We start from the raw sequence: 11,651 nt of genomic DNA, 5'->3' as shown, positions 1-11,651 counted from the left end.
GCCTCTACCCGTCCGTCTGCAGGTCCAGGACCTTACGGACGGCGACAGCGAAAGCCGAGATGAGCGTGTCGAGCCAGTTCTGCTGTTCAACCAGGTCTTCCCGCAGGCTGCTTACGTCGAGACCGTTGCCGCGTGCCTCAAGGATGTCCATAAGAACCATTGCTATTTCGCACGATGCGTCCCGCAGTTCCTCGGCTGCCGCGACCACCTAGTCTGGTCCTTCCACCATGACCATGGGCAGGGCGCGTAGTACTACGTCCACGGCTTGCCACAGCGGGAGGAAGAAGGAGGGTTCTCGGTCCAGGACCTGAACGAGGCATTCGATTTTCAGCCAACCTGATATTGCCTGATGTCGGCACCCGTCGTTCGTGAGTGCCAACCGTAATGATGTGGGGCCTCAAGGCTGAGCACTCTTCGGCTGCCCTCGAAGAGCAACCCGCACAGCGGACCCAAGTGAGGAACAGGACGATGCTGGAGGGTGCGCTGGTAGCGGGCGAATGTATCGCCCGAGCTGCCATGTGCAACAAGTAGATGTAATCCACACCTCAACAGGACGATGTCAACTCGCTGCATCATCAGGGAGCGGCCCCCCGCTCACGACGGAGGGCCGCTGATCGATGACCGTCCCGATCGAGGAGGAATCATCAACATCGAGCCTACGCGGCGAGAATCCGCTCAGCCGCCTGCAGCCAGCGCGACGAACCGCATCAGCCTCCCAGGTCCTCTCACAGTCGCAGGTGGTGGCGGAATCATGGCGCTCCTGACAGGCGCAAGCAGTGGCCTGGTCCCCGCCCTCACCATCGAAATCCTCATCCTCGTCCTGCTTCTCTTGGTCGCCGTGCCAGCCGTCTGGTCCCGCAACCCCGAACGGCGCGCGGCCTCGAAGGAGGTGCTTAGCAGCCTGCTTGGTCGATGACCTGGAACTCTCGCCAGCTGGGCCCGCTGCGCTCACTGGGCAGGTGTCACTGCCACACCGTCAGCACACCTCGCCCATGGGGAGGGAACCGCGAATGAGTGCCGCTGCTAGATGCCTAGTCACAGCACTGTGCCTAGCGCCGCGGCCTCTAGAGGGTCTAGGCCTCGTTTGGATCAGCGGGCGGACCAGAGGAAGATACCCGCAATATGAGGTCCGGCGAGGTAGATGGTGGCGGTCTCCTCGTAGCGGGTGGCGATGCCGCGCCACTGCTTCAGGCGGTTGATGCACCGCTCAACGGCGTTGCGTTGCTTGTATGCCTCGCGGTCGAAGGCCGGCGGTCTGCCGCCGGCCTGTCCGCGCTGTCGCCGGTTGGCCTGCTGGTCGGCCCGTTCCAGTATCACCGTGCGGATGCCGCGCCTGCGCAGGTGGTCGCGGATCGCGCGGGAGGAGTACGCCTTGCCGGCCAGGAGCAGGCCCGGCCTGGTGCGGGGCCGTCCAAAAGGGCGGGGAACGCCGCAGGCGGGCCGTGACGTCCGTGAAGGCGGGTGCGTCGCCGGCCTGGCCGGCGGTGAGGACGAACGCCAGCGGCCGGCACCGGCCGTCGGCCGCGAGGTGGATCTTCGTGGTCAGTCCGCCGCGAGACCGGCCGATGGCGTGATCGTTCGGCTCGTCGGCTGGCGCCCCTTCTTGCGGGCCCCGGCCGCGTGCTGGTGAGCGCGCACGATGGTGGAGTCCACGGACACGGCCCAGCTGACGTCTTCATTCGCGTCGGCCTTGGCCACCAGGGCGGTGAACACCCGCTCCCACGTGCCGTCGACGGCCCACATCCGCAGCCGGTTGTAGACGCCCCGCCAGTTGCCGTACTTCTCTGGCAGGTGCACCCTCTGGGTACCGGTCTGGAACTTGAAGGCGATCGCGTCGATCACCTCCCGATGGTCCCGCCAGCGGCCACCCCGCTTCGGCGTCCGGTCCGGGAGCAACGGCTCGATCCGCGCCCACTGCGCATCAGTCAACGGCACACCCGGACCAACGACCGGCTGATCCAAACCAAATGGCTTAGCCGGACTCCAAGCCGCGCACGGAGGAGGCCAGCGAGGGCTGTGCCGGTGACCGGACTCGCCCACCGGCACACCGGCGAAGGGCGCCGACCACGAAGGGCATGCATGTCAGGGTGCGCTCCGGCGCCCGTCCTGGAGGCCTGTCGGCGAAGTTCACCCCATGGTGCGGCGACAATACGAACGTGAGTTCGGGATTGGAACGTGAGCGTCCTCTTCCGGGTTGTTCACAGCGCCTGCGCGGCGCGGCCCGGTCAGGAAGCAGGTCGCGCCTGGCAGCCTCCGGCCCATGTGCTCCAGCATTGATGTCGCCGTGCGGGCCGACGGTGCGCTCTATACCTCCCCGGCGCTACGGGTCTTGTGGAATGTGCGTTCGTGCGAGGTCGCAACGATCGTGTGCCCGACCTGCGGGGCGGCCAGGCGCGCCCCGTGCCGCACTCTGCGGGACCGTCCCACGGCCGCCCTGCATCGCGGCCGCACCGTCCGCTATGTGAAGATGCGCTTCGCCCTCGACCTGGCCGAGCCGCACGAGCGGCCTGTCCGCTACCGGGCCGGTCCCGTGCTCTCCGGAGTGGGTCTCAAGGCCACCCGTGTGCCGCACCAGCAGCCGTGGCGGCTCCCCCTGCATGAGCTGGCGGATCTGGTCAACGTGAGCTTCTTTGACCTGGCAAAGGTGGTCACGGCGCACGCGTGCGGGCTTCAGCGCACCGGTCTGGACGAGTTGCTCTTCGGTCCGGACCGCATCGAGCAGAGTATCGATGCCCTTACCTACGCGATGCACGACCGGCAGATCCGGCGCGAGGTCTGCGTCCTGTCCGGCAGGCGTCGCGAGGAAGTGGAGGATCTGGCCGTGCAGGAGCGGGCCGTGCGGGACAGGCTGCGCGATGCGGAGCGGCGCCTCAAGAGACACCGCATCGCGGAGCTCACCGCCGCGGGGGTTCTCCCCTTCCCCGCGGCCACCGACGACTCCCGGCGTCTGGCGCGGGCGTGGCTGGGCCGGTACCTCCCGGACGAGAAGGAGGCGCTGGTACGCCGCCTCGCTGCGGACGCGGGGGTCGCGCCCTCGGCAGCCGTCCACATCCGCTCCATCCCGGAAAAGATCACACGCTGCATCGACAACGGATGGCTCGCCGCCCCTCTCACCGACGCGGTGCGCGAGCTGATCGAGCTCGACGGGCTGGCCTTCCGGCGGCGTCTCATCGCCGACGCCGCACAGCAGGACGCCCGCGACGACGCACTGTGCCACCCTCTGGTGCTCAACCGGTGGCGCGACCAGCTCACCGAGGCCCTCGCCGAGACCGCCCCGAGCGCGGCCAACCCCCACACCAAGCACCTGCACGACCTCACGCTCACGAGCCCGCCGCGAAGCGCCGCACAACTCGGACAACTCCACGACCGGCGACGCCTGTTCGCCGCACTGCTGCAACGCCGCTCCGAGTCCGTCCGGCTGATCACCGCGCTCAACGACGGCATGTCCATGGCCGAGCGCCAGGATCCCAGCTACGAGCTGCTGAAGAAGGCCGGGGACCAGGCCTACGACGAACTCGTGCGCCGCCACCCCGACCTCTACCAGCACATCCGCACGCATCTGGCCCGGTTCGAGACGCGCTACGGACGCCTGCAACTCACCGTGCCGCGGGCCCAACTACGCGCCCAGATCTACGACGAGCTCGACCGCATGCGCCCAGCGTGCCCGACCGCGGCCGCGCGCCGCTGACGTCCTGCGGGGCCAACTCATGAGCGAGGGTCCGGTGGCGCATCAGTGCTGGGGGAACCGGCGCTGTGACTGACCACGGCCAGCGGTCGACGACCTGCGTCGCCTGGAGTGCCCCGGCTGGGGTGCCTTCCACGAAGAACGGCGCGCAGTCCCGGCAGGCGATCTCCATCTCGGGTCGGTTCGCCAGCCATGCGGCCAGGCTGGACGTCTCCCGGTCAGGCAGCAGATCTACCGGCCGGCGGGACTCGACGTCGACGAGCACCATCACCAGTAGCGTCCGGAGGGCGGACCCAGACGCTCCCACACGGTCTGGGCGCATTCGTCTCAAGGTTTTGTGAGGAGCGGCCGCGGTCGGTCAAACGGCGGAGCCGCTGCGGCACGTCCGCACTCCGACTTCGCTCTAAATAGGGGCCCCGGTGCGGTCATCTGCGTTGGGGGGTGTGGCGAGTGGTGGGGTCGATACGGCTGAGTACCCAGCGGATGAGGTCCTTGTTCAGGGTGAGTCCGGGGTTCTCTTCGAGGGCATCGTGGAGGAGGAGGGTGATTCTTGCCCAGTTCCTGAATGATCCGTGGCCTGCCATGTCGTCGGTGTACAGGATCAGTTCGGGCTGCGCATCGGCCCAGATCCGCTGGTAGGCGGGGATGACGGCCTGGACTTCGGTGGGGGTGAGGGAGCTGAACTGGTACCAGTCGAGGATACGGGAGTGCAGGGCGGGGTTGTTGAGGATCTTCTGCCGTGCGTTGCCGCTGCCGACGAGGATGATGGGGGCGCGGCGTGCGTCGTCGCCCCACAGGGTGCGGAAGTACTCCAGTGCTTTGGTCCCGAGGCCTTGCGCTTCGTCGATGAGCAGGACGCGTGGCTCGGCTTCGAGTGCGTCGTGGATCTGCTGGTCGCAGGGGCCGACGGACTGCGGGGGTGGTCCGGGCAGGTCGAGGCGGCGCCAGAGCTGGGTGCGGATCTCGTTCATGTTGGCGCCGTTGTTGTAGCGCAGCCGTACGGTCGTTTCGGGGGCGTGGCGGCGCAGGACGGTGTGGACGGCGAAGGTTTTGCCGAGGCCGACGTGTCCGTGGATGCAGACCAGGGCGTTGTGTTTGATGGCCTTGAGGATGCGGGTTTCGGTTTCGGCTACGGCTTTGGTGGCCATGGCGTTGGCTCCGGTGAGGCCCAGGTAGTGGTCCTGGCTGGGTGGTGGGAGCTGGCTGGGGCGGGGCGCGGTGGCGGGGGCGGTCACGGCTGCTCCTCGGGTGGTGCGGACGGGGTGGATGGCGGTGTGGTGCGGGGGTCGAGGGGCCGGGTCAGCGCGGCGTCGGGTTCGGGCAGCTTGATGAGGTCTGGCAGTGCCTCGGCGGCCGGGGTGAAGCCGTCGAGGGTGCGCAGGTGCTCGAGGGCCTCTTCTTCGGGCATCGTGTCCAGGGGGACGGGTGGTGTGGGGCGGGTTGCGGCCGCGAAGCGTTCGTTGCGGTTCCTCTCGGCCTTCTTCAGTTGGGCGCGCAGGCGGTCGGCTTCGCGGCGCCGGGCTTGTTTGAGGCTGAGGGCTTGCTCCCGGGTGGCTTGTTGGGCCATGACGGCGGCGCCGAGGTGGCGGCCGGTGTGGGGGTCGTAGAGCTCGACGCGGTGGTCGTGGTGCGGGAGGTAGCGCAGGTGGACCTTTTCGCCGACGCGGCCGTGCATCCAGTCGGCGATGTAGTTGCGCTTGCGCCAGCGGACACCGCCGTTGTTGATGGTCAGGGGCTTGCCGTGGCGTTCGAGGGTGTAGGTGTGGAGGTCTTCGGCAGTGACGGTGTCGATGAGCGTGGGGTCGGCGTCCCAGGCTTGGCGGGGAGTCTGGCCTCCCAGGCTTTTGGGGGTGTTCTCGTGGTTCCAGTGGTGGACCCAGGTGAGGACCCGGTCGACGAACGCTTCGAAGTGAAGCAGTGGCTGGTCGGGGTCTACGGGTTTGCCACCGCGGAGGGCGGGGGCGTGGGTGTAGCCGGGCATGCCGGCGAACAGGGTCTTCTTGACGGCTCCGTTGACTGCTTCGACGTTGCCTTTGCCTTCGGGGGTGAAGGGAGGCAGGGCGATGATTTCGGTTCCCAGGACGCCGAGTGCGTCGGTGACCGTGGCGCACAGGAATTCCTTGCCGCCGTCGACGCGCACGTACCTGGGGATGCCGCCGAAGGGGCCGTGGTGTTCGTCGATCAGGATGGCGTCGCGGATGGCGACGAGGACGCCTTCGCGGCTGGGGCGTTGCGGGCTGATGGCGAGGCCGCAGATGGCTGAGGTGGCGCAGTCGACGAAGAAGGTGATCCAGGGTTTGCGGATGTGGCCTTCGATGCGGACTTTGACGCTGGCTTCGACGTGGTCGGTTTCCCAGGCGTAGTTGCGGTGGTGGCGTTCGCGTTCACCGGACACGTCGAAGCGCCGGCGGGCCTTCTCCCCGGCGCGGAGGCCGGCCCGCATGCCGGGGGTGAGGGCCTTGTTCGTGGCACGGTGGAAGGTGGGCAGGGACGGGACGGGGTGGCCTTCGGCGCGTAGTTCTCTCCAGGCGGCGGTGGCGTTGCCGCGCCAGCGGGCCACGGCGTCGAGCATGTGCGGGGTGAGGACGAAGCTGGTGCGGCGGCTTGGGGGTTGGTAGGTGCCGTGGTTGGCTCGGGCGTTGGCGAGCCAGCGGTCGACGGTGCGGGGGTCGACGCCGAAGGCGTCGGCGACGCCGACGATCCGGGTGCGGGTGAGCCGCTCTGACTGCTCGAGGGTGTAGAGGCGGTAGATGGCTGCGGCACGCAGGGCGTCGTGGTCGGGCGGGTGGGGCATCCGGGGTGTGCTTTCTGGTCGGGGTCAGGCCGGGGCGAGGGAGAGCAGGCCGGCTCCGTAGCTTTTTGCCCGGCCGATGCCGTTCTTCAGGGCGTCGGTGAGGGGGGTGGTGTCGGTGATGCGGGCGAGGCCGTCGAACTGGGTGAGCGTGAAGTAGGGGGCCGAGCGCGTCACGCGGGTGCGGGGAAAGGGGCGTGGGAGGGAGGTGATGGTGACGGGTTCGAGGCCTGCGGCGGTGGCGCGGCGCTGCCACCAGGCGAGGGCGTCGTCGCCGGTGAGGTGGGTGATCTTGCCGCGGCGCTTTCCGGTGACGGGGTGGGGGGTGGGGTTGCCTGCGGAGCGGGCGACGGTGGGGGCGGCGGTGATGCGGTAGCGCACAGTGCGGCCGAGGGTGAGGGAGTTCAGCAGAGGGGTGAGGTCGAGGGTGCGGGCGGTGCCGTAGTGGGCGGGCAGGGCGGTGAGGTCGGGCGGGTTGGCAGTCTGGACGAGGAGGACCGGATCGGGTCCGGGTTCGGTGCGGAACAGGAGGCCGGCCCTTGCCCGGGGGGTGGGGCCGGCGTGGTCGGGGACCAGACGCATCAGGGTCTTGTGGATGCTGTCGACGTCGGCGAGGTCTGCTCTGACCGCGGGATGGCCGGGGTCGAGGATGAGGCGGGAGAGGCTGGTCACGCGGGTGCTCCGTGCTTGTACGTGGTGAGGGCGTCGAGGGGTCGGGGGCCTGCGTAGAGGTGGGCGGGTAGGGCTTCGGTGGTCATCCACAGGGGGCGTGGCACGTGGCGTCGGGCGTGGCGGGTGAGGTTGAGGGGTTCGCTGGTGCTTTCCCGGTCGGGTGGGGTGGTCGGTTCGGCGCCTGGGGGTGGGTGTTCCCAGACGAAGGTGGTGGGCAGGTGCGTGTCGGCGGGGGCGGGGGGCCGGTTGCGGGTGAGGGGGGTGCGGGTGAGAAGTTCGTTGACGGGGTCTGGGCTGTCCGGGTTGAGGACGAGGGGTTCGTCGGGCAGGCAGGCGCGGCGGCCGAGGAAGAGTCCGAAGCGGGGACGTTCGAGGGTTTCGGCGATGTGGCTGATGAGGGCGACGGGCCCAGTGACGGCGACGGTGAAGACGGCGCCGGTGAGGTAGTCGCGGTGGGAGACGAGGGTGGAGGCGGCAGGTTTTCGCCGGGTGCCGTTGCCGGTGAGGAGACTCTGGTCGCGGGGGTGGCCGCCGCCGACGGTGTGGAAGTCGCGGTAGGGGGTGCCGGGCTGGTCGATGCGGATGGTGACGGTGAGGTCGCGGTGGCTCGGGGCGGTGGTGTCGCCTGATGTCCGAAGGTGGGGGTAGGGGTCGAGGGCGTGTTCGCGGGGGCGGCCCTGGGCGGCGGCGAACATGCCGATGAGTGCGGAGCGGGTGGGGAAGGCGCAGGTGTCGCGGTAGTGGAAGACGCCGCGTTCGCCAAAGGACTGCAGCAGGCCTGCCAGGCGCAGGACGAGGCCGGTCACGGCCGGCCCGCGGGAGTGAGGTCGGCGGTCGCGGCGGCGGCGCAGGCGGCGGCGAGGTCGTCGAAGGATGGGTGGCGGGCGCCGAGGTCCTTGATGGGCTTGGCCTGGGTGCTGGTGTGTCCGTGGGCGACGAGGTGGCGGGTGCCGAGCAGGCGGCTGATGGTGGCGGCGTAGTCGGCGAGCGCCTGGCGGGCGGGGGCGGTGTAGCCGCCCTGGGCGGGGGCGGTGACGGGCTGTTCGAAGGCGGCTCCGTAGGAGACGGAGCGGCGGTCGCGGACGGCGTAGTGGACGAGGTCGGGGACGGTGTGCGGTGCGGTGGCGGTCTTCTTGCCGCCGGGCATGCTCAGGATGAAGTGCTGGACGAAGAGCTCGACGAGAGCGTTGACCGTGGCGGCGGTGGTGGCGGGGCCGAGGTTCGCGTGGAGGTCGGTGATGTTGATCGTCGCGAAACGGTAGAGGACGCTGGTGGTCAGGAACGCGGTCTGGAGGTGGGCGCTGCCGAAGTCCCCGCTCTGGGGGAGGTCTTCCACCGCGGTGAAGAAGTCGGGCTGCGGGTCGCTTGGGTGCACGGAGAAGGCGGGGGCCATCTGTACGGCTGCTTCGACGTGGCCGGCGGGCAGTTCGGCGAGCATCCGTCCGAACAGGTTGATGCTGGCGGTGCGGCGGGTCAGGTGGGCGGCGAGGTCTTTGGCGGGCAGGACCGGCGCGATCTTCTTCTTGGGGGTGTGGGCGGCGAGTGCTTCTTCGAGGTCGGTGCGGTGCTTTTCGCACAGGGCGACGAGGTCGTCGATGACGTCCGTCGGGAGGTAGAGCATCGCCTGGGTGCGGTAGCCCTCCTGGTCGTTGTGCTGCAGGCCGTCCTTTTTGGCCGAGTGGACGATCTGGGCCGCGGCGAACGTGGCGAGGTCCTCGGGCCACTGGGCTTCCTGCAGTTTCCGGGCGACCAGGGGCGGCACCATGCGGGTGCGGGCGGCGTGTTCGCCCAGGTCCTGTTCGACGTTGAGGCGGATGGGGCGCTTCCATGCCTGGGGTGAGACGAACGCCCGGGTCGTGTTCCCGAAGGAGATGGTCTTGGGGTCGTTGTCGGCGTCGCGGTTGAGGTTCGCCGCGGTCACGGGCTGGAGGACGTGCAGGTCGAGGAAGCGTGCGGGGGTGTGCATGAGAGGGCTCTTTCGCGGTGGGGCGGCGGGCATGCCGCTGGCGCAGCCCGCGGACGGGGCTGCCGGAACAAGAGAGGGCGGTGCGGTGAGGTGCTGGTGACCGGTAAGTCATGCGCCGTCGGGCGATGTGGCGGTCGGGCGGGCGCCGGAGTTGCCGGCGGCCTGTGCGGGGTGTTGGCCGGAGCGAGCTGTCGCCGCTTCGTGCTTCAGGTGCGCCGGGGTTCGGGGGCGGCGAGGTAGAAGGCGTCGCGCCAGCGCAGTCCTACCTGGTCACGGCGGTAGGGGCGTTGCACCAGGTCGTGCAGGAGGACTCCCCAATCAGGGGTGATGCCGTCTTTGAGGAGTCGTGTGACGGGTGCGGGCAGCCGACGGTGGAGTTGGTCGTCGCTGAGGCGGGTCAGGAGGTGGAGAAGGCTTTCGGTGCGCTCAGCTCCGTGGCCTGCCCGGTGTACGGCGGTGGCGAGGGTGGCGCCGAGGTTCGGCCGGGCGAACCAGGCCGCCGGGTCCGGCTCCGCCGCCGGCTGGGTGGGGGCGACGAGGAGGCCGGTGGGGTCGTCTTCCGGGCTGAGCGGGCCGGGGTCGTGGTCGGGGCGTACGCCGGGGGTGTGGGACTGGGGTCCGGCCATCGCGATGAGGCTCGCGACGGTGTAGTAGGCGCGGCGCCCTTGGCGGTGTGCGGTGCGCCGGGCCAGGTAGCGGTCCATGGGGGCGCATTCCTCTACGGGCCGGCCTCTGCCCCGGCTGAGGCGGACGCGGACGCCGGTTTCGGCGCACAGGAGGTGGATGTGAGCGACGAACGCGTCGCAGGAGGCGCGGTGTTCGGTGGCGGTGGGCATCAGGCGGCTTTCCGGGGTGGGGCGGGCCGGCGGTAGAGGTCTTTGACGGCGTGGGCGACGGCGCGCGCCGCCAAGGTGTGGCGGGTCCGGGCGGCTTCGGTGGTCTCGCGCAGTGCGGTGGCGGCGGCGTCGGCGAAGGCGGTGGCGGCTGGAGTGTCGGGTTCGTCCAGGAGCCGCCGGAAGACCGTCTCGGCCTTCGGCCAGTACCGGGTGAGTGCCCTCTTCGCCCAGGATGGCTGTGTGGTGCGGCTGTGGGTGGCGGTGTCCCAGGCTTGTTTGGCGACGGTTGCCAGCCGCTGTGCGGTCTGTTCGGCTTCCCGGCAGCATTCGGCGATGCGCTGGGCTTTGACCGGGTCGTGTTCCTGGGTCCAGTTCAGCAGGGGCGGGGTGAGGGCGGTGTACCACTGCCGGTCGACGGCCTTGCCGTCCTGGTCGAATCCGTGGACGCGGATCCGCAGGCTGCGGCGCACGGGTTCGGGAAGGTCGTTGAGGGTGTCGAAGACGGCCGGCCGGCGGTGTGTGCCGTGTTCGTCGGGTGCCAGGAGCAGCGTCTCCAGGTCACGCCACCACGCGCGGGATGCGTCGGCGCGGTGGACGGTGCGGCGCCGGGCGACGTTCTTGCGTTCGGGGGTGATGCGGTAGGCGAGGTAGGGGTCGGTGGTGATGGGTTTGGGCTGCTGGGTGGCCCAGGTGAGGTAGGCGTCGGTGACGGTGGTGCCGTCTTGTCCGGGGACGAGGAGGATCGCGTGGCGGCTCAGTCCGGTCAGTTGCCGGCCGGGCCAGGTCACCGGGCGGTGGGAGGCGGCCTGCGGGCCGGGTGGTGCGGCCTCTTCCCAGGGGCAGGCGTCCGCGCCTGGCGGCTGGTCGTCGCCGGTGAAGGCGGGTACACCGGCCAGGAGCGTTTCGTGCAGGGTGCGGCCCAGAGGGTGGAAGGACACGCTGGAGCGCAGGGGCCCGCTGGTCTGCTTCTTGCTGGTGACGCCGTCCAGGGTGCGGGGGGTGCCGGTGCCGGCACGCCCGTAGTAGTGGTGGATGAGCAGGAGTTGCAGAGCCTCGGCGGTGGGAACGGGCTCGGCACTGTGGTGGCCGTGCGGGCTGAACCAGGCGAGGTTGTTGCCGGCGGGACGCCCGGGCACGAAGACGTTGATGCCGGTGCTGTGGTCGCACTGGGTGCGCAGCGAGGGGTCCTGCAGCCAGGGCCTGATGGGGTCGAAGACGTCCCAGACGTGCCGGCCGAAGTAGGCGTGGACGGCGTCCGGGTCGAAGCGGCCTTCTGCCAGGCGGCTGCGGCGCAGGGCGTTCCACTGGGATGCGGTGAGTTCGGGGTCGTCGAGGCCGGTGATGCGGGCCGCGACGGCGACCGCGATCCGCAGGAGCGCTGAGGCGGCCGGGGGGTGCGGCAGAGCGAGGTCGTCGATGCGGTGGGCGTTCAGGAACAGGGCACGCAGGCCTACTTGGTCGTACTGGTAGCCGGTGCGGACGTCGATCCAGGGGGCATCGGCCGCGCTGAACGTGGTGGTGGATGGGGGTAACGGGGACAAGAGCGTGTCTTTCGCAGAACCGAAGGGGCGGATGATGTGGTGAGGGGGTGCGGTCGGCCATGGGCCGGGGTGTTCTCGCGCGGCCCGTCGCTGTCGGGGCACGACGGCAGCATGTGCCGCGCATGGCCGGCTGCTGCGCACGGGCCATCACCAATGCCCT

General features: G+C 69.8%; 10 protein-coding genes and 1 pseudogene. 2 read left to right on the top strand and 9 right to left on the bottom strand.

The annotated features are described in order from the left end of the window. Positions 1-4 precede the first annotated feature (4 nt). Positions 5-208, bottom strand: coding sequence for a hypothetical protein (locus RI578_RS41935; protein WP_310869178.1), 204 nt, complete (start codon positions 206-208; stop codon positions 5-7). Positions 209-751: 543 nt separating this feature from the next. Here RI578_RS41935 and RI578_RS41930 point away from each other — a divergent pair. Next, complete coding sequence (locus RI578_RS41930; RefSeq protein ID WP_310869179.1) at positions 752-916, top strand: hypothetical protein; 165 nt, start codon at positions 752-754, stop codon at positions 914-916. Between the two features lie 173 nt (positions 917-1,089). Here RI578_RS41930 and RI578_RS41925 read toward each other — a convergent pair. Next, positions 1,090-1,935 (bottom strand): annotated as a pseudogene (locus RI578_RS41925) (IS5 family transposase). A 526-nt stretch (positions 1,936-2,461) separates the two neighbouring features. Here RI578_RS41925 and RI578_RS41920 point away from each other — a divergent pair. Continuing rightward, a complete protein-coding gene (locus tag RI578_RS41920) occupies positions 2,462-3,688 on the top strand; it encodes a hypothetical protein (RefSeq protein ID WP_310875621.1) in 1,227 nt (408 codons plus the stop codon). A gap of 422 nt (positions 3,689-4,110) precedes the next feature. On the opposite strand, the gene RI578_RS41915 is transcribed toward RI578_RS41920, so the two are convergent. The 7 genes from RI578_RS41915 to casA form a co-directional block, all read right to left on the bottom strand. Continuing rightward, a complete protein-coding gene (locus RI578_RS41915) occupies positions 4,111-4,920 on the bottom strand; it encodes an ATP-binding protein (RefSeq protein WP_310875620.1) in 810 nt (269 codons plus the stop codon). Then, entirely contained in the window at positions 4,917-6,479 is a 1,563-nt protein-coding gene (locus RI578_RS41910; protein WP_310875619.1) for a Mu transposase C-terminal domain-containing protein, read from the bottom strand. Before RI578_RS41910 ends, RI578_RS41915 begins: the two co-directional genes overlap by 4 nt. A gap of 24 nt (positions 6,480-6,503) precedes the next feature. Beyond that, positions 6,504-7,148, bottom strand: coding sequence for a type I-E CRISPR-associated protein Cas6/Cse3/CasE (gene cas6e / locus RI578_RS41905; RefSeq protein WP_310875618.1), 645 nt, complete (start codon positions 7,146-7,148; stop codon positions 6,504-6,506). Then, the gene (cas5e, locus tag RI578_RS41900) at positions 7,145-7,954 is read right to left on the bottom strand and encodes a type I-E CRISPR-associated protein Cas5/CasD (protein ID WP_310875617.1); all 810 of its coding nucleotides are present in this window, start codon (positions 7,952-7,954) and stop codon (positions 7,145-7,147) included. The genes cas6e and cas5e overlap by 4 nt, the downstream gene beginning before the upstream one ends. Then, positions 7,951-9,114: a type I-E CRISPR-associated protein Cas7/Cse4/CasC gene (gene cas7e / locus RI578_RS41895; protein ID WP_310875616.1), complete on the bottom strand. Its 1,164-nt coding sequence runs from the start codon at positions 9,112-9,114 to the stop codon at positions 7,951-7,953. Before cas7e ends, cas5e begins: the two co-directional genes overlap by 4 nt. 206 nt (positions 9,115-9,320) lie before the next feature. Beyond that, positions 9,321-9,950 (bottom strand): type I-E CRISPR-associated protein Cse2/CasB, encoded by a 630-nt coding sequence (gene casB, locus RI578_RS41890; RefSeq protein WP_310875615.1) that lies wholly within the window; start codon positions 9,948-9,950, stop codon positions 9,321-9,323. Next, on the bottom strand, positions 9,950-11,491 hold the full coding sequence (gene casA, locus RI578_RS41885; protein WP_310875614.1) for a type I-E CRISPR-associated protein Cse1/CasA: 1,542 nt from the start codon (positions 11,489-11,491) through the stop codon (positions 9,950-9,952). The genes casB and casA overlap by 1 nt, the downstream gene beginning before the upstream one ends. Between the last annotated feature and the right edge of the window lie 160 nt (positions 11,492-11,651).

The sequence above is a fragment of the Streptomyces sp. BB1-1-1 genome, from assembly GCF_031597775.1.
GTDB classification, from domain to species: domain Bacteria; phylum Actinomycetota; class Actinomycetes; order Streptomycetales; family Streptomycetaceae; genus Streptomyces; species Streptomyces thinghirensis.
Note: the sequence above shows the minus strand (reverse complement) of the source record. Positions and strands in the feature narration are given on the sequence as shown.